At 62.3% G+C, this 21,219-nt stretch carries 17 protein-coding genes; 10 read left to right on the forward strand and 7 right to left on the reverse strand.

Going from position 1 to position 21,219, the window contains the following annotated elements; all coding sequences use genetic code 11:
• Positions 1–105: 105 nt before the first annotated feature.
• The 7 genes from NSJP_RS11340 (at position 106) to NSJP_RS11370 (ending at position 11,072) form a co-directional block, all read left to right on the forward strand.
• On the forward strand, positions 106–3,072 hold the full coding sequence (locus NSJP_RS11340; RefSeq protein WP_080887006.1) for a 6-bladed beta-propeller: 2,967 nt from the start codon (positions 106–108) through the stop codon (positions 3,070–3,072).
• A 56-nt stretch (positions 3,073–3,128) separates the two neighbouring features.
• The gene (gene guaB, locus NSJP_RS11345; protein WP_080887007.1) at positions 3,129–4,595 is read left to right on the forward strand and encodes an IMP dehydrogenase; all 1,467 of its coding nucleotides are present in this window, start codon (positions 3,129–3,131) and stop codon (positions 4,593–4,595) included.
• Between the two features lie 131 nt (positions 4,596–4,726).
• Entirely contained in the window at positions 4,727–6,283 is a 1,557-nt protein-coding gene (gene guaA / locus NSJP_RS11350; RefSeq protein WP_080887008.1) for a glutamine-hydrolyzing GMP synthase, read from the forward strand.
• Positions 6,284–6,381: 98 nt separating this feature from the next.
• Positions 6,382–7,218, forward strand: coding sequence for a pseudouridine synthase (locus tag NSJP_RS11355; protein ID WP_080887009.1), 837 nt, complete (start codon positions 6,382–6,384; stop codon positions 7,216–7,218).
• A gap of 78 nt (positions 7,219–7,296) precedes the next feature.
• Entirely contained in the window at positions 7,297–9,060 is a 1,764-nt protein-coding gene (gene aspS / locus NSJP_RS11360) for an aspartate--tRNA ligase (protein WP_080887010.1), read from the forward strand.
• 33 nt (positions 9,061–9,093) lie between these two features.
• A complete protein-coding gene (gene aroC, locus NSJP_RS11365) occupies positions 9,094–10,257 on the forward strand; it encodes a chorismate synthase (RefSeq protein WP_080887011.1) in 1,164 nt (387 codons plus the stop codon).
• A 14-nt stretch (positions 10,258–10,271) separates the two neighbouring features.
• Positions 10,272–11,072 carry an ABC transporter ATP-binding protein gene (locus tag NSJP_RS11370; protein ID WP_080887012.1) on the forward strand — a complete coding sequence of 267 codons (801 nt, stop codon included), beginning with the start codon at positions 10,272–10,274 and terminating at the stop codon, positions 11,070–11,072.
• A gap of 161 nt (positions 11,073–11,233) precedes the next feature.
• Here NSJP_RS11370 and NSJP_RS11375 read toward each other — a convergent pair whose 3' ends face one another.
• From NSJP_RS11375 to ypfJ, 3 genes are all read right to left on the reverse strand, one after another.
• On the reverse strand, positions 11,234–12,244 hold the full coding sequence (locus NSJP_RS11375) for a S1C family serine protease (protein WP_080887013.1): 1,011 nt from the start codon (positions 12,242–12,244) through the stop codon (positions 11,234–11,236).
• Between the two features lie 64 nt (positions 12,245–12,308).
• On the reverse strand, positions 12,309–12,764 hold the full coding sequence (locus NSJP_RS11380; protein ID WP_080887014.1) for an FUN14 domain-containing protein: 456 nt from the start codon (positions 12,762–12,764) through the stop codon (positions 12,309–12,311).
• Positions 12,761–13,630, reverse strand: a complete 870-nt coding sequence (gene ypfJ, locus NSJP_RS11385; protein ID WP_080887015.1) for a KPN_02809 family neutral zinc metallopeptidase — start codon at positions 13,628–13,630, stop codon at positions 12,761–12,763. Before ypfJ ends, NSJP_RS11380 begins: the two co-directional genes overlap by 4 nt.
• A gap of 163 nt (positions 13,631–13,793) precedes the next feature.
• On the opposite strand from ypfJ, the gene NSJP_RS11390 reads away from it, so the two are divergent.
• Entirely contained in the window at positions 13,794–14,222 is a 429-nt protein-coding gene (locus NSJP_RS11390) for a DUF3015 family protein (RefSeq protein ID WP_172834291.1), read from the forward strand.
• A 107-nt stretch (positions 14,223–14,329) separates the two neighbouring features.
• Positions 14,330–14,941: a pseudouridine synthase gene (locus NSJP_RS11395; protein ID WP_080887017.1), complete on the forward strand. Its 612-nt coding sequence runs from the start codon at positions 14,330–14,332 to the stop codon at positions 14,939–14,941.
• 19 nt (positions 14,942–14,960) lie between these two features.
• Here NSJP_RS11395 and NSJP_RS11400 read toward each other — a convergent pair whose 3' ends face one another.
• Positions 14,961–15,866, reverse strand: coding sequence for an alpha/beta fold hydrolase (locus NSJP_RS11400; RefSeq protein ID WP_080887018.1), 906 nt, complete (start codon positions 15,864–15,866; stop codon positions 14,961–14,963).
• Positions 15,867–16,143: 277 nt separating this feature from the next.
• Between NSJP_RS11400 and NSJP_RS11405 the strand changes: the two genes are divergently transcribed.
• Positions 16,144–17,733, forward strand: coding sequence for an SGNH/GDSL hydrolase family protein (locus NSJP_RS11405; protein ID WP_080887019.1), 1,590 nt, complete (start codon positions 16,144–16,146; stop codon positions 17,731–17,733).
• A 15-nt stretch (positions 17,734–17,748) separates the two neighbouring features.
• Here NSJP_RS11405 and NSJP_RS11410 read toward each other — a convergent pair whose 3' ends face one another.
• The 3 genes from NSJP_RS11410 to NSJP_RS11420 form a co-directional block, all read right to left on the reverse strand.
• Positions 17,749–18,573, reverse strand: coding sequence for a hypothetical protein (locus NSJP_RS11410; protein ID WP_080887020.1), 825 nt, complete (start codon positions 18,571–18,573; stop codon positions 17,749–17,751).
• A gap of 67 nt (positions 18,574–18,640) precedes the next feature.
• Positions 18,641–19,540, reverse strand: a complete 900-nt coding sequence (locus NSJP_RS11415) for a hypothetical protein (RefSeq protein ID WP_080887021.1) — start codon at positions 19,538–19,540, stop codon at positions 18,641–18,643.
• A 49-nt stretch (positions 19,541–19,589) separates the two neighbouring features.
• Positions 19,590–21,161, reverse strand: coding sequence for a CHASE2 domain-containing protein (locus NSJP_RS11420; RefSeq protein ID WP_080887022.1), 1,572 nt, complete (start codon positions 21,159–21,161; stop codon positions 19,590–19,592).
• Positions 21,162–21,219 lie beyond the last annotated feature (58 nt).

Below are 21,219 nucleotides of genomic sequence, written 5' to 3' on the forward strand. Positions count from 1 at the left end.
TTGACTCTCTTTCCGCCGCTTTGCTAGACTCCTCAGTCTTCTTCTAAGTTATTGAAAGAGGCTGGTTCTTCGCTTCATGCGCTGCTGTCACACGAGGCAATATTTATGATTAAAGCATGGCTCTTAGACGAGATGTTCCGGTTTGATCGCGCGCCGCTGTCGGCGGAGGGAAATCCGGGCGAGTGGGGCGCCGGCGATTCGATCGCCGAAGAAGAGGAGTTGCCGCCGGCACCGGCCAATGTTGCCGTCAAAGCGGGCAACGGACGGCTCACCGTGACCTGGGATCCCGTTCCGGACGCCATGTACTACAACCTGTATTTCCAAACCACCAAGGGCGTCCAGATCAAGTTTTCGGAGCTCACCAGGCCGATTGCCAGCGCGGACGATTTCAAGGCCGTCATCGGCGTGAAGAAGGACAAGGGGACTTGTCTTGAAGGCGCGCAATCGCCGTTCGTGCACGACGATCTGGCCAACGGGACCTGCTATCACTACGTCGTGACGGTGGTGACGCCCAAGGGCGAAAGTCTCGAATCGCAGGAAGTCATGGCGATTCCCGCGCCCTACCTGCTCGCCATGAACATCGGCGCGGAGGGGGTGGACGACGGAGAATTCAGCTCGCCGACCGGAATCGCGCTGGACAAAGAAGGCAACATCTACGTCGCGGATACCGACAACCATTCGATCCAGAAATTCGACAAGACCGGAAAGTTCATCGCGCGCTGGGGCGGAGAGCCCTCGTCGCAGGAGGGCAGCTTCTACTACCCGCGCGGGCTCGCGGTCGGCGCGAACGACACCTTATATGTTTCCGACAGCGGCAATAACCGGGTGCAGAAGTTCGATCTCGAGGGCAACGCCATGCAGGCCTGGGGCAAGTTCGGCTTTGCCTGGCGCGGCGCCGAGATGGGCGTCTTCGACGTGCCCTGGGGCGTGGCGACCGACCAGGAGGGCAACCTCTACGTGTCGGACACGAGCAATTCCAGAATCCAGAAGTTCAAGGCCGACGGAACGCCCCTGCTGAAATGGGGACGGGACGGCAGCTTCGACGGAGCATTTTTCTTTCCCCGCGGGGTCGCGGTCGATTTCGTCGGCAACATCTTCGTCGCGGACGAGAGCAACAACCGCATCCAGAAGTTCGACGCGCGGGGCAGTTTCCTGTCCAAGTGGGGCCGCGAGGGCTCTGGGCCCGGCCAGTTCAAGGCGCCATGGGGCGTGGCCTGCGACGCGGTCGGCAACGTCTACGTCGTCGATACCGGCAATCACCGGATCCAAAAGTTCGACGGCAACGGAACGTTCCTCTGCGCATGGGGTAATCGCGGAAAGACGGAGGGGCAGTTCAATTTCCCCTATGGGATCGCGGTCGACAAGGAAGGGTGCGTCTACGTCGTCGACAGCGGAAACAACCGGGTGCTCAAGTACGTCCCGACCGACGAGGAACTGAGTCGGGGCAACGAGACTCCCGCCGCACAGGAGTCGGTCGAGGCTCCAGCACCGCACAGCGTCGTGGTCAAGGCCGGTGATACGGAAATCTTCGTGAGCTGGATGGAAGTACCGCGGGCCGTGTCCTACAACCTCTACTTCAACACCACGCAAGGGGTGGCCAAACAGACCGGCACGAAGATCGAGGGCGTGACCAATCCGTTCACGCACACGGGCCTGACCAACGATACGCCATACTTTTACGCCGTCGCGGCTGTGTTCGAAAACGGAACGGAGAGCGAGCTGTCGGCTGAAGTCACTGCGATGCCGGTCCTCATCGACGTTACGGCTCCGCAGAACCCCTACGCCGTCATCAACCACGGCGCTTTCATGACGAATTCGCCGGAAGTGGTGGTGACGATTTCGGCCAACGACGTCGATACGGGCGTCGGCGCCTATTTCATCTCCGAAGCGCCCCTGACTCCCATGGGGGGCACGCCCGGCTGGGTCGACGTCACGCCGGCGCTGAAGTTCGGAGCGACGATTCCCTTCATTCTCTCGCTGGGCGACGGACCCAAAACGATCTACGTCTGGTTCAAGGATATCGGTGGCAACGTCTCCACGCCGGCCTCGGCCACCATTTTAGTCAATACGTCGGGCTACCTCTGCGTGGCCAAGTGGGGCCGGCCCGGCCGGGGCGCGTCCTTGCTGCACGGCGGCGAGTTCATGGCGCCGATGTACGGCATGGCGGTGGACCAGCAAGGATCGCTGTTCGTCGTCGACAACGGAAACAACCGGATCCAAAAATTCGACAACACCGGCAACTTCATCATCCTCTGGGGAAATTTCGGCTCGGCCAACTCGAATTTTCACAATCCCACCGGCATCGCCTGCGACGGCAAGGGCGATGTCTGGGCGGTGGACACCAACAACCACCGGGTTCAGAAATTCGACGGCAAGCTGGGCGGCTACATTATGAAATTCGGTTCCAGGGGGAACGGCGAGGGACAGTTCAATTCGCCGTGGGGCATTGCGGTCGACCGGGTGCGCGGCTACGTGTACGTCGTCGACAGCGCCAACTTCCGCGTGCAGAAGTTCGATATGGCCGGCGAGTTCGTCATGTCGTGGGGCAGCTTCGGCAACGGCGACGGCCAGTTCTATTTCCCGAGGGGCGTGGCGGTCGATCAATCGGACGGATCGGTCTACGTCGTCGACATGGGCAACCATCGGGTGCAGAAGTTCGACACCAGCACCAACGTCCTCCCTCAATTGCTGACCAAGTGGGGAGGCAGCTCGGAGCCCGGGCACGCCAGCAGCCAGTTGGCCCAGGAGGCGGGACAATTGCGGTCGCCCTGGGGCGTGGCCGTCGACGGAGCGGGCGACGTGTACGTCACCGATACGGGCAACCATCGGGTGGAAAAATTCGATAAGGAAGGCAATTTCATCACCCAGTGGGGCGGGTACGGCAACGGGGACGGGCAGTTCAATTTTCCGTACGGACTTGCGGTCGACGCGAAAGGCAGTGTGTTCGTCGTGGACAGCGGAAACACGCGGGTGCAGCAGTTCATGCCGTCCGACGAAGGCAGCGAGCGGCTGCAGGAGGAATCCGAGGCGGCGGCTGAAATTGCGAAGGCGCAGGGCGCCACGAGCGCCTAGGTCTCGTCGGGGTGCAACCATAGCGGCCGGGAACCAAGGGGCAGTCGAGGGGATTTATGCTGGATAAGGAACCGCGTCTGGGCCTGACCTACGATGACGTGATTCTCGTGCCCGCCAAGTCGGCGGTACTGCCGAGCGAGGTGGACGTTCGGACGCAACTGAGCCGCAACATCCAGATCAACGTACCCATCATCAGTTCGGCGATGGATACCGTCACGGAGTCCCGCATGGCAATCGCCATGGCGAGGGAAGGAGGGCTCGGGATCATTCATCGCGTGCTCTCTCCCGCCGATCAGGCGGCCGAGGTCGACCGGGTGAAAAAGTCCGAAAGCGGCATGATCCTCGATCCCGTCACGATCTCGCCGGACGAAACGATCCGCGACGCCCACCAACTCATGGCCAAGTACCGCATTTCCGGCATTCCCGTCACCAAGAACAAGAAGCTCGTCGGCATCCTGACCAACCGCGATCTGCGGTTCGAAACCCGGATGGATCTCAAGGTGGCCCAGGTCATGAAGCGGGACAAGCTCGTGACCGCTCCGGAGGGGACGAGTCTGGAGAAGGCGCGCGAAATCCTCCACGAGCATCGCATCGAAAAGCTCCCGGTCGTGAACAAGCAGGGAGAGCTGAAGGGCCTGATCACGATCAAGGACATCGAAAAGCGCATCAAGTATCCCAACGCGTGCAAGGATACGCATGGACGGCTTCGAGTCGGGGCGGCCGTCGGGGTCGGTCCGGACACGGAGGATCGCGTCGCCCTGTTGAAGCGGGCCGGCGTCGATCTGGTGGTCGTCGATACGGCGCACGGTCATTCCCAGGCCGTGTTGGACATGGTGAAACTGATCAAGAAGCAGTATGCGGCCTTGGAGGTCGTGGCCGGCAATATCGCAACCGCCGAGGCCGCGAAGGATTTGCTCAAGGCCGGCGTCGATGCCGTGAAGGTCGGGGTGGGACCCGGTTCCATCTGCACGACCCGCATCGTCTCCGGTTCGGGCATGCCTCAATTGACCGCGATCGCCGATTGCGCCAAGGCTCTGGCGGGCAGCGGCGTGCCGATCGTCGCGGACGGCGGCATCAAGTTTTCCGGCGACATCACCAAGGCCCTGTCGGCGGGGGCTTCGAGCGTCATGCTCGGCGGTCTGCTGGCGGGCACCGAGGAGTCGCCCGGCGAGACGGTGCTGTATCAGGCGAGAACCTACAAGGTCTATCGCGGCATGGGATCGATCGGCGCGATGGAGCGCGGAGGCGGAGACCGCTACGGCCAGGGCGGGCGCCCGGCGCCGAAGCTGGTGCCGGAAGGCATCGAAGGGCGCGTGCCCTACAAGGGACCCATTTCAGCCGTGATGTACCAGCTGGTCGGAGGCGTGAAATCCGGCATGGGCTACTGCGGATGCCGGACGATTCCCGATTTGCAGCAGAAGGCGACCTTCATCAGGCAGACGGTGGCAGGCCTGCGCGAGAGCCATGTCCACGACGTGATCATCACGAAGGAAGCGCCAAACTACCGGATGGATTGGGAATAAGCACGGGAGCGAATGGCGTATAGCGCATAGCAGATAGCTTAATCGCCGGATATCGATTTCCCTCGCCTGCCCAATGTTTTTCTTTCTGCGACTATCCGCCAATAGCTATAAGCCATACGCTCTTCTCAATCATGGAACTCTGGCACAATAGGATCCTCGTTCTCGACTTCGGGTCGCAATACACCCAATTGATCGCGCGCCGTATTCGCGAGGCCGAGGTCTACTCTCAAATCCTTCCCTGCACGGTGCCGCTGGCGACGATTCTGGCCTATCGCCCTCAAGGGATCGTGTTGTCCGGAGGTCCGTCGAGCGTTTACGAGAAGAAGGCGCCGACCGTCCAGAAGGAATTGTTCGACCAGGGCATTCCCATCCTCGGCATTTGTTACGGCATGCAGCTGGTCACGCACCTGTCCGGCGGCGAAGTCGCCCGGTCCAAGCACCGGGAGTTCGGCCGCGCCGATTTGATGATCGACGACCCGGGCGGGCTGTTCCGCGGCATCGGCGGGGACGGGGCGACGACGGTGTGGATGTCCCACGGCGATCGCATCGAGCGGATGCCGCCCGGCTTCCGGTCCATCGCCCATACGGACAATTCTCCCATCGCGGCGATGAAGCGCGAAGATGCCACGCGCCGGATCTATTGCCTGCAGTTTCATCCCGAGGTCGCGCACACGCCCGAAGGGGCAACGCTCCTTCGCAACTTCGTCTACGACATCTGCGGCTGCAAACCGACCTGGACGATGCGGTCTTATGCGGACAGTGCGGTCGAGGACATCCGGCGGCAGGTCGGCACGTCCCGCGTCATCTGCGCGTTGAGCGGAGGCGTCGATTCGTCGGTGGCGGCCGCGTTGACGCATCGGGCAATCGGCGACCAGTTGACCTGTATCTTCGTCGACAACGGCCTGCTGAGAACGGGCGAGCGGGACCAAGTCCAGAAGACGTTCGCCTCGCAGCTGCACCTGGATCTTCGGATTCTCGACCGGACCAAGCCATTTCTGGCCGCGTTGAAGAACGTGACCGATCCGGAGCGAAAGCGGAAGATCATCGGCCGGTTGTTCATCAAGAGTTTCGAGGCGGAATCCAAGAAGCTGAAGAACATCAAATATCTGGTACAGGGGACGCTGTACCCGGACGTAATCGAGAGCGTCAGCTTCAAGGGACCGTCCGCGACCATCAAGACTCATCACAACGTCGGCGGCCTGCCCGCGCGCATGCGCCTGAAGTTGATCGAACCGCTGCGCGAACTCTTCAAGGACGAAGTGCGGGTGCTGGGAAAAGAACTGGGTCTGCCGGACGAGATTATCTGGCGGCAGCCGTTCCCCGGTCCCGGTCTCGCGATCCGGATTCTGGGATCGGTGACGAAAGAGCGGTTGATGATTCTGCGAGGGGCGGAAACCATCGTCGATCAGGAAATCAGGAGCGCCGGACTCTACCGCGAAATCTGGCAGGCCTTCGCGGTGTTGCTGCCCATCCGGACGGTCGGCGTCATGGGCGACCAGCGGACTTACGAACATGTCGTGGCGATCCGCGCCGTCACCAGTCTCGACGGGATGACAGCCGATTGGGCGAAGATTCCGAACGAGGTGCTGGGCCGCATGTCGAACCGCATCATCAACGAAGTGAAGGGCGTGAACCGGGTCGTCTACGACATCAGCTCGAAACCTCCCAGCACCATAGAATGGGAGTAACGTGAATCGTGAAGCGTCGCTCGTGAAGCGTGAAGCACAATCGTCGTCGATCCTGCGAACGACGAGATGCGAGATACGCTTCACAAAGAAGAAGTAAAATGGAAGTCCGTCTACAAAAACTCATCGCGGGAACCGGTCTCGCCTCCCGTAGGAAATCTGAGGCATTGATCTCGGCCGGCCGGGTGACCGTCAACGGCAAGGTCGTCACGGAACTCGGCACGAAAGTCGATCCCGGCCGCGACCACGTCAAGGTGGACGGCAAGCATCTCAGCGCGGCGCAACCGTTCGTCTATCTGCTGCTGCACAAACCCAAGAACGTCATGTCCACGCTGGACGATCCGGGCGGCCGGACGACGGTGAAGGATTACCTGCACGGAGTCTCGGTGCGGGTGTTTCCGGTCGGACGTCTGGATTTCGACAGCGAAGGGTTGATGCTCCTGACCAACAACGGCGATCTGTCGCAGGCTTTACTGCACCCCCGGTATCACGTGCCGAAGACCTATCTCATCAAGATCAAAGGGGTGGCGACGGACGACGAGATTGTCCAGTTGGAGCGCGGCGTGAAGCTCGAAGACGGCATGACCAGTCCGGCGATCGTCAAAAAAATCAAGAAAGCCGAACAGAACTCCTGGCTGGAGGTCACGATTCGAGAGGGGCGTAAACATCAAGTCAGGCGGATGCTGGAGACGGTCGGCCATCGGGTGATCAAACTCATGCGGGTGAAAATGGGGCCGCTCGCGCTGGGCGATCTCGCGCCGGGCGAATTCCGATTCCTCACCGACCGTGAAGCGAACGCGCTTCGCGAGTTGGTCGAGAGGCGGCTGACGTCGGATGACGGGCAGGAATCTCCGACGCGTCCGCGCCAGAGACCGGCGAAACGTGAAGGCTGGGCGCGTTCGAGCAGAGGGAAGAAGAGTCGCGGCCGGGCGGCATGAGCTTCGATGTCTTGAGGACGATCAAAGAGGTTCTCCTGTAGAGGCCTTTCATCGTCCGATGAGGAAGGTGAGCGTGACATGAAAATCCGGACGCATCGTTGCGGTGAACTGAACGGTTCCCACGTGGGGCAGTCGGTCGTCTTGAACGGCTGGGTCCAGCGGCGCCGGGATCATGGCACCGTCATGTTCATCGACTTGCGCGACCGCACCGGCATCACGCAGGTGGTGTTCAACGCCGAGCGCAACGAAGCGGTCCACAAATCCGCCCATACGCTACGCAGCGAATGCGTGGTTTCGGTGACCGGCCAGGTGATGGCCAGACCGGCGGAATCAAAGAATCCCAACCTGCCGACCGGCGACGTGGAAGTCTTCGTCGACGCCGTCGAGATCCTGAACGAGGCGAAGACCCCGCCGTTCCTCATCGAAGACGATGCCGACGTCACGGAATCGATCCGGCTCAAGTACCGATACCTGGATTTGCGCCGGCCGAAAATGCAGCGGCTGTTGAGCCTCCGCCACGGTATCGCGCAGGCGGTGAGGGCATTCCTGAACGCCGAATCGTTCCTCGAAGTCGAGACGCCCATTCTCACCAAGAGTACGCCGGAAGGGGCTCGGGACTACCTGGTGCCCAGCCGGGTCAACGCGGGACAGTTCTTCGCCCTGCCGCAATCGCCGCAGCTGTTCAAGCAGGTATTGATGGCAAGCGGCGTGGACCGCTACTACCAGATTGCCCGATGTTTCCGGGACGAGGATCTCCGCAACGACCGCCAGCCGGAGTTCACGCAGATCGACGTGGAGATGTCATTTGTCGATCGCGAACAGGTCATGAGCCTGATGGAGCGCATGATCGTCTCGGTGTTCCAGGAGGCGGGCGGCGTGCGGCTCCCCGCGCCTTTCCCGCGCATGACCTATGCCGAGGCCGTGGGGCGGTACGGCTCCGACAAGCCCGATCTCCGGTTCGACATGCCGCTTCATGACGTGACGGCGTTCGGCGCGGCCAGCGAGTTCAAAGTGTTCAAAGAGGCGGCGACGAAGGGCGGGATCGTCAAGGCGCTGATCGTCGCGGGCGGCGCGACCATGCCCAGGAGCCGCATCGACGCGCTGGGTGAGATGGCCAAGAGCTTCGGCGCGAAGGGCCTGGCCTGGCTGAAGATCACCGCCGAAGGCCAGCTGGAATCCGTGATCGCCAAGTTTCTCGACGCCCGCGCGTTTGCAGCGGCGCTGCCTGAGGCCAAGCCGGGCGACCTGATCCTGTTCGGCGCCGACAAACCCGCGATCGTCCATGACGTCCTCGGGCGCATCCGGCTCGTGTTGGGCGAAGAATTGGGATTGATCGACAAGGCCGCCTGGAAGCCGCTGTGGGTGACGGAATTCCCTCTGCTCGACTATTCGCCGGAAGAAAAACGGTACATCTTCATGCACAACCCGTTCGCCGCGCCGATGGACGAGGACGTGCCATTGTTGGATACCGAGCCGCTGAAAGTCCGGGCCAAGGCCTACGACATGGTGCTCAACGGCAACGAGATCGGCGGCGGCAGCATCCGCAACCACCGCAGTGAAGTGCAGTTACGGATTCTGGATCTGCTGGGCATCGGCAAGGAACAGGCTCAGGCGAAGTTCGGGTTTCTGCTCGAAGCGCTCGACTACGGCGCGCCGCCGCACGGCGGGATCGCCTTCGGTCTGGACCGGCTCATCATGCTGCTGGGCGCGGCCGAGTCGATCCGCGACGTCATCGCGTTTCCCAAAACGCAGCGCGCTCAGTGCCCGTTGACCGACGCGCCGTCGCCGGTCAGCGCCGAGCAGCTGAAAGAACTGCGGATCAAGCTTGATCTCGTGGAATAACTCCTCTCCTGTCAGCAAGGAGCGCCTCAACCGATGGCCGCCAACACGTTCGGTCGTCTCTTTACCGTGACTTCGTTCGGCGAAAGCCACGGGCCTGCGATCGGCTGCGTCGTGGACGGGTGCCCCCCCGGGCTGGTGCTCACCACCGAAGACATTCAAAAGGATCTCGACCGGCGCAAACCCGGTACGTCCCGACACGTGACGCAACGGCAGGAGACCGATGCCGTCGAAATTCTCTCCGGCGTCTTCGAAGGAAAGACGACCGGCACGCCGATCGCGTTGTTGATCCGAAACCAGGATGCCCGCAGCAGGGACTACGGCAACCTCATCGACACCTTCCGTCCCGGCCATGCCGACTATACCTATTGGCAGAAGTACGGCATCCGCGATCATCGCGGCGGGGGACGCGCGTCGGCGAGGGAAACGGCGGTTCGTGTGGCCGCCGCCGCGATCGCGAGAAAATGGCTCAACGAAAAGTACGGTGTCGTCATCCGCGGATATCTGAGTCAGCTCGGGCCGCTCCCTATTCCGTTCAAGAATTGGGAGGAGGTGGGAGCCAACGCATTCTTCGCGGCGGATCCCGGCATCGTGGACCAGCTCGAAGCCTTCATGGACGAGCTGCGCAAGTCCGGCGATTCCGTCGGCGCGCGAATCACCACCGTGGCCGAACATGTCCCGGTCGGTTGGGGCGGGCCGGTCTATGCGAAATTGGACGCCGATCTCGCTGCGGCGATGATGAGCATCAACGCGGTCAAGGCCGTCGAGATCGGGGCAGGGTTCGCCTCGGTCGCCCAGCGTGGATCGGAGCACGGCGACGAGCTGACGCCCGAAGGCTTCGCCTCCAACCATGCCGGAGGAATTCTGGGGGGCATTTCGACCGGCCAGGACATCGTGGTCAGCATCGGGATCAAGCCCACGTCGAGCATCAGACTGCCCCGCCGCTCCATCGACAAGCAGGGCAACGCGGTGACGGTCGAGACCAACGGGCGCCACGATCCCTGCGTCGGCCTCCGCGCGACGCCGGTCGCCGAAGCGATGCTCGCATTGGTCTTGATGGATCATGCGTTGCTGCAGCGCGCGCAGAATGCCGACGTTCGCACCGCCACCCCGAAGATCGCGGGATCGATCGGCCGTTCCCGCCAGCCGGTCCGTCCGTCCTCAGCATCAAAAGTCGATCCGGAACCCCACGAGGCGTAGTTGGTACATTCCCGATGTCTTTCGCCGACGACGGGATCATCCTCGACATCCGCAACGCGACCGTCTATCGCGGCGACACCTGCGTCTTCGACGATCTCTCCTTCTCGCTGGAGGAGGACCATCACACGGCCATCCTCGGGCCGAACGGCGCCGGCAAATCCACCATCCTCAAGCTCCTGGCCGGCGAAGTACATCCGGTCGCGGACGACCGTATGTCGATCCGCGTATTCGGAGAAGCTCAATGGAGCGTATGGGACGTGCGCAAGCGGCTCGGCATGGTCTCGCACGATCTCCAACACCGGTACCTGGACGAGGTGACGGGCATGAAAGTCGTCCTATCCGGTTTTTATGCCAGCATCGGTATTTATGAGCGGCAGGACTTCAACTACGGCCAGCTTGCGCGGGCCGACGAGATTCTCGCGGATCTGGGCGCGCAGGGACTCAGGGACAAGCCGTTCGGCCAGATGTCCACGGGAGAGCAGCGCCGCTGTCTACTCGGCCGGGCGCTGGTCCATGATCCGCCCGCGCTCGTACTGGACGAGCCAACCAGCGGCCTTGATTTGACGGCCACGTTTCACTATCTGGATCTCATCCGGCAGCACATGCAGCATGGCAAAACCGTGTTGCTCGTCACGCACCATATCCATGAAATCCCGCCGGAGATCAAACGGGTCGTGCTGCTGAAGCGGGGCAAGATTCTTCAGGATGGAGAAAAGCGCGACGTGCTGACAAACGCGAATTTATCGGAACTCTTCGATTGTCCCGTGACACTCGCCCAGGCCAACGGCTGGTACCAGGCTTTCCCAGGACGCTGAAACGACCTGTCAGCGTCGCTCTGTCGTTCAGCGGCTCAACGTAGGATGTTCAGTACGATTCGCCCGCTTCTCTCGCTGCGGCCTTGCCGAGCAGGCCGCTTGAACGTTCTGGCGAGAGCACATGGTCGCAGCCCTGAGGACGAGGTCGACTGTCCCCTTGTTTAGCCGCCGCCGAGTACGACGTGGAAGGTGAGGTCGGCATCGATGCGGCGGACTTTGACCGCCACACGCTGGCCCGGCGTCGTCCGCTCGATCAGATAATTCTTCAACTGGGCCGCGTCCAGAATGTCCGTGTCCTCGATCGCCAGCAGCAGATCATGTTTCTGAATGCCGGCGGATTTGGCCGGTTCGCCCACGTCCTTGACGGCGATTCGCCATTTGGTGCCGTCCTTCACGGTCGTCATGTGAATGCCGAGCTTCGAGAACGCCAGGGGTTTCCCGCTCAGCGCGGCGTTGACCATGCGTTCCGCCAGCGTCGTCGGAATGGCGAAGGCCAACCGGCTGCAATGCCCCTGAAGCTCGTCTTTCTCCGTCTGAATGATGGCATGCATGACTCCCACGACTTCGCCCGCGCCGTTGAAGAGTGCGCCGCCGGAGTTGCCGCTGCAGACGGACAGGTCGGCTTGCAGGAGGCGGGTATCGACTGTCTGGAGGAACGTGTTGGCATTGCCGATCCGTCCGAACGCCATCGTCGGGCCCCAGCCCAGCGGATAGCCGATGGTAAATACCTCCGTGCCGGAACCGGCCTCACTCGCGGCGAAGGAAGCCGAGGTGGTCACTGTCGGCCGGTCCTTTTCGTTCAGTCGATAGACGACGACGTCCAGATAGGCGCTGTCGCCGACCAATTGGGCGACGAGTTCATGGAGGTCGCTCGTCAGCACATGAATGATCTTGGCGACGGTCGGCCCCGATGGACTGTTCTTCTCGACGGCATGACGGGCCGTGACGATGTAGCCGTCGCGCAGATGGAAGCCGGTGCCACGGACGGAGATTCGACCGGGTTTCTCCGGGGTACGGGGATCCTGCGTATCTTCCAACACGCCGACGGTGGCTCGCTTGGCCTGTTCAAGGATCGCTGCCTGGTCCGATGAACCGGCCGATGATGGAGCAGGCAATAGGGTCATCCAGGCCAGCACGAGACAGACCGCTGCTTGCAGACGCCACAACCTCACGTGAATCTCCCTCCTTGAACCTATGCATTCGCGCGCGTGTCTGCGCGTGTGCCAGGTGACATCGCTATTTTTTCCGGAATCCGAAAAACACTCCGGCGGCGCCGGCGCCGGCAGACGGCAGATATCCGGACAGGGTTTGTCTCAATCCCTGCGCCCCTTGGTGGATGGACGCCGCGGCCTGACCGACCTGGGTTTCCACGGAACCCCAGTCCAAATCGATCCAGCCGGTGTTTTTCAAGAGAGTGACGGCGGCGAGGATGCCGCCGGCGACCAATGCCGCGAACCTCAGGAATCGCCGGAACGCCCAGCCGATGAAATAGCCGCCGAGGTAGCTGCCTCCGAAGCGGGCGGCGTCAGGCGAGGAAAAGCTCGTGACCCAGGCGACCAGTGCGGCGACGGTGGCGACGGACACCGCGACGAACGACTTGGCCGTCCACGGTCCATCCGCGACCAGCGTTTCGAAGAATCCCCGCGGCGCAGGCGAGGCTCCTTCCGCGTCGTCGTCCAGCGGTTCCTTCACAGGTTCTTACCGGCAAACGTGTCGCACGCCCGTGGATCTCCCGATTCCAGCCCTCGCCGGAGCCAGGTCATCCGCTGTTCCGACGAGCCGTGGGTCCAGCTCTCCGGACGGACGTGGCCGTGGGACGTTCTCTGCAGTTGATCGTCTCCGATCGCCCCGGCGGCGCGCAGACCTTCTTCGAAGTCCCCAGGCTCGATGAGGTTGCGTTCCCTATTGGCGTGATGGCCCCAAACACCCGCAAAACAATCGGCCTGAAGCTCCATCCGCACGGACAGGGCATTGCCCTCGGTTTCCGAGGCCTGCCGCTGCAGCCTGGTGACCCGCTCGGCCGTGCCCAGGAGGTTTTGCACGTGATGGCCGACTTCGTGGGCGATCACGTAAGCTTGGGCGAAATCCCCCGGCGCGCCGAGCCGCTGGGACAGTTCGTTGAAAAATGACAAGTCCAGATAGACCTTGCGATCGCCGGGACAGTAGAAGGGACCAACGGCGGACGAAGCGGTACCGCAGGCGGACTGCACGGCGCCGGTGAACAGCACCAGGCGCGGATCTTCATAAGAGCGTCCGAGCGCGGGCAACAGTTGCCCCCAGGTCCGTTCGGTGTCCGCCAGCACGACGGACGCGAATTTTCCCAGTTCGTCGGAGGGAGGTCCCGTCGGCCCTGTCTCCTGGGAGGATTCCGGCGACATGTTCTGAATCCCGCCGAGCATTTCCAAGAGGGCGAGGGGATTCGTGCCGGTAAAGTAACTGACCGCCAATACGAGGACGATGCCGCCCAGTCCGAGACCACCGACGCCGCCGATACGCGCCGGTCCCATTCCGCGACGGTCTTCGACGTTCTGGCTATCCTGTTGCCCTTCCCAGCGCATGGGCCTCCGACCGGGTTAGGCTGCCATGGAAGCACATCTGATGGGAAAGGATCAACACCCGGCCGGGCCGGCGCCGGCCCGTATATTGTCAAGGTATGCCGCAGCGACTATACTGCCCACGTTGCGAGTGAGATCTGAGATGGTTGTATCAAGGAGGTGGAACATGGCTGTGCGGAGAACGGAACTCTTGGGGATCGCCGTCGTCGCCTGCGGGCTCTTCGCCGGCGCTTGTACCGTGACCGAGTCGGTGAAGGGAACCTTGGACAATATCACCGACTTTACGTCCAGCACCACGCCCGGTGCCTGGTCCCAAGATGGATTGCTGCGAGCCGAACATCGCCAGATCATTTTTGCCACCTACAACTATGAAAGCGTGAAACGGGATATCGCCAGAGGAGAGGGGGAGCATCTTGCGTCCCTCGCGACATTGCTGGGAGTGGCCGAGAACCGGAGTCAGGAATTCGGGCTTCTTGCGCAGGCTCGCTATACGGAAGTCGAGTCACCCAAGACGTCGCCCGAAGAGATGCTGACCTCCATGCGGGCGATCGTGCGCGATCATCCGGAGTTGGTTCTAGTGGCCGACGCGAGGTAGCGCGGTTCTCGTCGAGCCGCCGTCTCAGTCAGTCTGCCGAAAGATTCCGGTCCAACCGTACAAGGGCGGATCCGCTCTGTCCCGAATCGTCGTCCCGTCGTGCGCACATGCCTAAGCAACGTCTCCCGACCGGTAAGCTGCTCACGCTGGCGTTCCACAAGCCGTACGACGTGCTGCCCTGTTTCACCGATCCGGAAGGAAGACCCACGCTGGCGGATTTCATTCACGTTCCCGGAGTCTATGCCGCCGGTCGCCTGGACAAGGATAGTGAGGGGCTCATGCTCCTCACGGCCGACGGCGGACTCGCCCATCGCATTACCGATCCGACGGAGAAACTGCCGAAAGTGTATCTGGCCCAGGTCGAACGCATTCCAGACGAGGCGGCGTTGGAGTCGCTACGGCGAGGGGTATGGCTCGGTGACAAGCGGACCAGGCCTGCCCAAGTTCGTCTCCTGCCGCAGGCGCCGTCGTTGCCGGAGCGGCCGGTGCCGATCCGCTACAGAAAGAACGTTCCGACCTCATGGTTGGAACTGACGCTTCGGGAAGGGATGAATCGGCAGGTCAGGCGCATGACCGCCGCCGCCGGCTATCCGACTTTGAGGCTGATACGGGTCGCGATCGGCCCGATTACGCTCGACGGCCTGCAGGCCGGGCAGTGGCGGATGCTGTCGCCGGAGGAAGTCGCGGCGATTCGACAACCGGCGACGTCGCCGGCGTGACCGAAACCGGGACGATTCCCTATTTCAGGGATCGGAGAAAGTCGCCTAATACCGTCCGGAACCGTTCGGGGTCTTCAGCCATCATAAAATGTCCCGTCTGGAATTCCACCAGCTTCGATCCGGCGATCTGCGACTGAATCCCGCGGGCGATGGCCGGTGTCGCCACGTCGTCCTTCTCTCCGACGACGATGAGCGTCGGCGCCGAGATCGCATGCAACCGGCCGTGGACGTTGGCCTGCGCCATGCTGGTCAGCGCCTCTCGCAGTACGGTGCCGTTCCAGGTTGGAATGCGATCCAGCAACGGCTGATAAAGGGCCGGAGGAGTGCCGGGTGGAAAACTCTCTACGATTATGTTGTGCGAGACGTCCCGGTAGTCCCGCTGGCGTCCGATCGTCGGCAGGTCCTTGTCCAATACCATTGCGCCGTCGGTCGTGGAGACCAGCACGAGCGCTCCAACCCGTTCCGGATGGTCCAGCGCCAGTTGCTGGAGAATCATGCCGCCCATCGACACGCCAACCCAGACGGGCTTTTCGATCGACAGTTTATTGGCCAGAGCGATCAGGTCTTCGGAAAACTGTTTGATCGTAAAGCCGGTGGAGGGTTTCTCCGAATCGCCATATCCCCGGAGATCCACCGCGATCCCTCGATACGCGGGAGAATAGGCCTGCAGATACGTGGGGAAAATGTTGCTGGTCGTCACGACACCGTGGACGAAGATCACCGGCTTGCCGGTGCCTCCTTCGAGAATGCTCAGCGTGACTCCACCGGCAGGAACCGGGCGACGACGGACCTCTCCGGCCGTCTTCGCTGCGGTATGATCCGACGCGACAGCCAACTTTGCGGACCCACGATCCGATTGTCCTGTGGACTGACAGCCGATCAGGAACAGTGGAAGGGCAAGCAGGAGAAGAGGACGCTGCGTCATGATGCCTCCTGAAGGGTGATGGAGTACGTCTATGCTTCAGTAGCAAACTTGCGGAGCCGGCGCAAGCCGAATATCTGCCGGTCGTGAATCAGTTTGGCAATCGGAGGTTGTCATTCCGGTAGAAGGAATCCAGTCAAGGCCTTGCCCTCGGCATTGGCCGACTATCTATTGGCCCGACTGAGCTGGCATGGTTGCTCCGGCTCCGATACACTGCACCGACTTCAATCGGACGTCGGCATGATTCTGTTCAATTCGATTCCACCACGAAGGCCATCGCATGTCTGATCGGCGGAGCCGGATCTTCGGCCTTCTATTCTCGGCCGTCGCCGGAGGTCTCCTCGTCACGGGGATCGACCTGCTCACCTTCCTGCTGTCGTCGACGCGGACCGGCATGTCCGGTACCTGGGAGCCTGAAAAATTAAGATGGATCGCAGGCCTCTGCCTGTTGACCTCCGGCCTGTGGGCCACCAATGCTTGGAACGTGCTGTTTCGCCGCTCGCGCTTGCAGATACTGATGCAGGACTGGTCTCTGCCCACCGCGTTGTTGTGGCTGATACCGGTTGTGTTGGGATTCCTCGTCTATTACCCGATTCCGTATTTCAATCACCACATCGACAAGTTCGTGCTCGCGCTCGGCGTCCTTTCCGCGTGGGCCGCGTGGTTGCTTGTCCATCCGAGCAGTCTCGCCCGAATGCTTGAAGCACGCGTGTATGGCTGGTTACGGATCGCCCTGATCAACGTCGTAATGTTCTTGCTCGTTGCAGAAGTCAGTCTGCGGATGGCCGATCCCTTGTTGGCGCAGAGCGGTCTCTTCAGTTCCGCTCACGACACACCGGGAGGAGGGATTCCTCACCAAGTCACGGACCGCTCCGGCATGAAAACGAACGCGTTGGGATTCCGTGACCGGGAGCGAACGATCGAGCGCACGTCTTCTGCCTGGCGCATGGTCGCGCTGGGCGACTCTTTCACGTGGGGGGCGGGCGCGCGGTACGACGAGGTCTACCTGACGTTGGTAGAACGGGCGCTGGCGGATGAACGGCCGGGCGCGGAAGTGATCAACCTCGGCATCGTGGGGTACCAGCCTGAAGACTATTCTGCCTTGCTCAAGGAACACGGCCTGTCATACGGACCGGACCTCGTGCTCGTGAACTTTTTCGTGGGCAATGACTTCATGCCGGCGCAGGGCGTGCAAATGATCGTCGCGGGTCTTCGGCATCGGGTGCACGTCAACGGCAACTGGTTTCACGATCATCTGTCGTGGGACCATTGGTATCTTTCGCATGATCTGGCCTATGCCAGGGTTTTAGCCGATGCCCGGATCAAGCGGATGCAGGGCAAGTCCGATCTGGGCATGTTCGCGTCCGATCCTGCTCCCGCCGCGTCGGATGACCCGCAGGCTTTTTCAGGATGGAGTCCCCGGTACGTCCGCATGATCCAGGGCATGCGGGACCAGTACCTCAAGGCGGACAGCTCCGTCTTTCGCGCGCGCTGGAACGATACGAAAGCCGCGCTCGAGCAGATCGACGGCGTGCTCAACGCGCGCAGGGTTCCCTGGGTGCTGGTGCTCCTGCCCGCCGAGGAACAGGTCGATCCCCGATTGCAGCGGCTGTACGTCGACATGAGCGGCGGCGTGGCGGACGAGTATGACTTCATGAAGCCGCAGCGCCTGCTGTCCGCCTGGGCCGCCGAACGAGGCCTTGCGGTGATCGACCTGAGCGCATCCTTTGCCGCGTCCGTCGAAACACGCCGTCTCTACGTCGACAACGACATCCATTGGAACGCCGCCGGCAACGCGCTGGCCGCCGGAACCGTATTGAACGGACTACGGCCTGTACTTCACCGCGCGGCGGGAGCCGTGTCCGAGTGATGGATGGGAAAAAGCTTATCGGTACTTGATCATGCGGCCGATGATGCCGATGCCGATACCGAGGAGGATGTAGCCGATCAACACGTTCACGATGACCACGCCCTGGCTGATCACGTTCGACGGTTGATAGTCGACGAGGCCCAAGGCCGCGGTCACGTTGACGGAATAGTAGAAGCCGGACCAGAAGGGAATCCACGGGGCGGTGATCATATTGTCCATCGGCTGAAGCCAGCTGATCTGGTAGAAGACTTCATAGAGCAGGCCGAACAGGCCGAGGGTGCCGGCCACCCAGAGGCCCCAGCGGGAAAAGCTCGTTCCATAGTTGCTCGTGGCCTTCCAGGCCAGTTGGGCCCAGGGATGCTTCCCTTGCATCTTCGCCCAGGCGACGCGGGCGTTGCGCTCGTTCAAATACTCCGCCTCCGACCACTCCAACTCGCCGACCTCCGCGAAGCAATGATTGGCGCGCGAATAGGACCGCACCGCGAAGTGCTGTAGATCGTGCGAGGCCGGCCCGCCACCTGTTGCCTGTGCCGCCCGTTCACTCAGTCGTCCCGCGTTCGAATAGGCGCGTCCCGCTTGAGAGAACTGTTCGAGCCGGTGTAGCTGCCCGCCAGCCTGATGATAGGCCTGGGCCGCCTTGGCCGGATCCCGGTTTTCCAAAAAGTGCGCAGCTGCCAGGAAGTAAAAGGCGGACTGCATGACCTCGGCCCGCGCGTCCTTCCTGCCGAAGGCTTCCGCTTTGCGCAGGACGGCATCGGCCGATTGCGCGGCTTCGAGCTCGCTCTCACCCTGTCTGTAAAATTCCTGTGCGGCAGGGTCGGTAAACGTGACCTGGCTCATGAGGATTCTCCGGCGGCGCGCTATGGTACCGCACTGTCGGGCGATTGGGAAAGAGGCGGTGAATCGATCACTGGTGGTAGCAGGAGGGCACCATCTCCAGGCAGTCCCGGAGCAGCCGCGCCGGTTCGTAGGAGTCCGCGAGAGGGGCGATGTTCTGATAGGCCTCGAACGCCCAGCGCTTGCGATGGGTCTGGATCAGCGCGTCGGCGGCCATCACCTGCTGCAGATCCGGCGGCAGGTCTTGGTGCGACAATGCCGGGGACGCGGCCGGAACCGATTCGGGAGAGACGACCTCGATGGATCGCCGCACGGTGTCTCCGGTCCGGTCCTGTACCGTGATGTGAATCGCTCCCGGCGGCACGCCGCCGGCCGGCAGGACCAGTCGAACCCGCCATTCGTCACGGTCAGCTGCCGCCAAGGGTTGTCCTCCCGGCCCGAGTATCTGAACCTGAAACGGGGGGGTGCCTCCGTCCCATGCCAGGGCCAGCATGGTGCGGTTCGAGCTGATCCGGCTGGTGCCGTCTTCGATCAAGGGCAATGAAAGCGGTCCTTCCCGCCCCCGGCTGCTGGTGCTCACCGGTGAGGATGAACGGACATACTGCGTCGTCAATTTGGCTCCCATGGACACCAGGGTGGAGCGAAGCCTCGTAATAAATCCCGGCGGCGCGTCAACGGCGGGAATGTGATAGGGGGAGTTGCGAACCGTGACGACGACGCGGCGATTGCCGACCTGCGCGTAGAGTTCGCTGCCGGGTGCGAGCGCGGTCACGCGATCGCCGGTCTGCAATGGCAGCAGCAAGGCGGGCGTCAACGGTTGTCCGTCCCGTTCGATCCGGATCTCCTTCAGCTCTCCGACGATCTTCTCGACGTAGCCGATGCCCTGGGCGGCCGATTCCTGGACGGCGGAGGTGGCGGTTTCATGGAGGCCGCTAAAAAGTAAGGCGACGCACAGGATCAGTCCGGCCATGACGGCGGTCCCACGCCGGGGGCCTGCGGTTGCGCGTGGCGAGAGCGGGTTACGTGTGTTCATCGGCATGCCGGTGTCGCCGGATCAACGGTTGAGGCGCGATCTCGATATCGACGAATTTCTGATAGGCCTGCAGCACGAACAATGGGAAGACCAAATCCAGCCACCAGCCGTACTGAAAGAGCCACAGGCTGAGCGGCAGGAGCACCGCGTTCACGACCAGCGTCGAGACGCGCGCGCCCCACGTTTTGGTGAACAACGAGAATGAGAGGCTGAATACCGCGATCAGCAGAAGCAGTCCGGTCCATCGAATGCTCCGGCTCACCTCCTGAAACTGACCGAATTCCATCAGGGCATTGATCTGATTGATGACGACGACGGCGCCGGGCATGTCCCCGATCGGCGTGGCGTGCATGTCCTTTCCGAATTCGAAACTGGTGCCGATGACCACGATCTTGCCTGCGACCCACTCGCGGCTCAATGGTCGTCCCGCCTCGTGCTCCGTGATCAACCGCGCCGAGATTCTGGAGAGTTGTCCCGCGAGGCTGGTCGAGGGATGGAACTTGTAAAAAATCCGCTGTTCGAGGTCGGACGGCTTCGTGCTGAGCGTCACAGGCTTGGCCAGCACGTCGTCATGGAGCGTCCAAGAATTGGCCGGCGCGGCGGAATGTTCCGGGGCGGCTTCTCCGCAGGCTTGCGGAAGGGGAGAGAACCGGCTCTGCAGTTCGGTCTGGAACTCGCGGGGTGAAAAGGCCTCCTGGCTCAATTGCGGTCTGCGCAGAATCCCCCAGGAGAGCAGCGCGACGGACGGCACAGCGTGCGGCGAGCGGTTGAGGCAGGTCGGTTCGAACAGCCGCCAATTCCGGACGAGGCCGTCGTCGTCCCGGTCGCTCAAGGGAGAGGCCCAATGCAGGACCGTGGAGCGTTCGACGATGTTCTCCAGGAGTTCGGACGGGCGCTCTTCCCGCAGAGGACCGGACGAAGTTTCAAGAGTCTCCGCCGGTGCGGCCGTCTCGGTTCGCAGCGGGAGTCCGATCGTACGGGCGATCAGGATGTGCATGGGTGGCGAGGCCGGGGTCGGCGTTGCCGTTCCGGCTGCGCCGGCACGCTCGGAATATCGGCGCAAATAGGCCGCCAAGATTTCGTCCGGCCCGTCGGACGATGCGGATGTCCCCGGCGCTGCGTCGGATCCGGCCTGCCGCACCGACAATGGCACATGTTTGGTGAGTTCGATGTCGACGACGAGAAGCTTCGCCGGCGCGTCCACGGCGAATTGAATCAGACTCAGCAGTTTGTCGCGAGGCACGAACAGCGGCTCGCCCCATGAGCGATGCGTCGCTTCGTCGATATCCAGAAAGACGAACCGTTCCTCGGCCGCGCGGGCGGTGTCGAGGCGGTCCTGCCAGAACTTGATGGCCCAGTCGGTCGCGGCCGTCTCGGCTCCCGCGAGCCCGGGGACGTACGGTCGCGCCGCGTGCAGCAGGAGCGCGGCCATGACGCCGATGCCGAGACTTTTGACGAGATGCTGCAGAAAGGGGGGGAACCGGCGCCAGCGGCGGCGGAGGGGCATGAGCGCTGGATGATGGAGCGGCGCCGTCACCCTCTGTATCCATGCCCCCATGGCGATCCCTGCGCGAGCCGGTCGTTCGCCGGTTGTGTGCCTGTCTTGAAGCCCCACA

It is taken from the genome of Nitrospira japonica, assembly GCF_900169565.1.
Taxonomy (GTDB): Bacteria; Nitrospirota; Nitrospiria; order Nitrospirales; family Nitrospiraceae; genus Nitrospira_C; species Nitrospira_C japonica_A.

Coding starts and splice junctions, on each gene's coding strand:
- NSJP_RS11390 (WP_172834291.1), top strand. CDS start 13,794: ATGGCTGTGCGGAGAACGGAACTCTTGGGGATCGCCGTCGTCGCCTGC.
- NSJP_RS11355 (WP_080887009.1), top strand. CDS start 6,382: ATGGAAGTCCGTCTACAAAAACTCATCGCGGGAACCGGTCTCGCCTCC.
- NSJP_RS11410 (WP_080887020.1), bottom strand. CDS start 18,573: ATGAGCCAGGTCACGTTTACCGACCCTGCCGCACAGGAATTTTACAGA.
- ypfJ (WP_080887015.1), bottom strand. CDS start 13,630: ATGCGCTGGGAAGGGCAACAGGATAGCCAGAACGTCGAAGACCGTCGC.
- aroC (WP_080887011.1), top strand. CDS start 9,094: ATGGCCGCCAACACGTTCGGTCGTCTCTTTACCGTGACTTCGTTCGGC.
- NSJP_RS11400 (WP_080887018.1), bottom strand. CDS start 15,866: ATGACGCAGCGTCCTCTTCTCCTGCTTGCCCTTCCACTGTTCCTGATC.
- aspS (WP_080887010.1), top strand. CDS start 7,297: ATGAAAATCCGGACGCATCGTTGCGGTGAACTGAACGGTTCCCACGTG.
- NSJP_RS11415 (WP_080887021.1), bottom strand. CDS start 19,540: ATGGCCGGACTGATCCTGTGCGTCGCCTTACTTTTTAGCGGCCTCCAT.
- NSJP_RS11340 (WP_080887006.1), top strand. CDS start 106: ATGATTAAAGCATGGCTCTTAGACGAGATGTTCCGGTTTGATCGCGCG.
- NSJP_RS11405 (WP_080887019.1), top strand. CDS start 16,144: ATGTCTGATCGGCGGAGCCGGATCTTCGGCCTTCTATTCTCGGCCGTC.
- guaA (WP_080887008.1), top strand. CDS start 4,727: ATGGAACTCTGGCACAATAGGATCCTCGTTCTCGACTTCGGGTCGCAA.
- guaB (WP_080887007.1), top strand. CDS start 3,129: ATGCTGGATAAGGAACCGCGTCTGGGCCTGACCTACGATGACGTGATT.
- NSJP_RS11370 (WP_080887012.1), top strand. CDS start 10,272: ATGTCTTTCGCCGACGACGGGATCATCCTCGACATCCGCAACGCGACC.
- NSJP_RS11395 (WP_080887017.1), top strand. CDS start 14,330: ATGCCTAAGCAACGTCTCCCGACCGGTAAGCTGCTCACGCTGGCGTTC.
- NSJP_RS11420 (WP_080887022.1), bottom strand. CDS start 21,161: ATGGGGGCATGGATACAGAGGGTGACGGCGCCGCTCCATCATCCAGCG.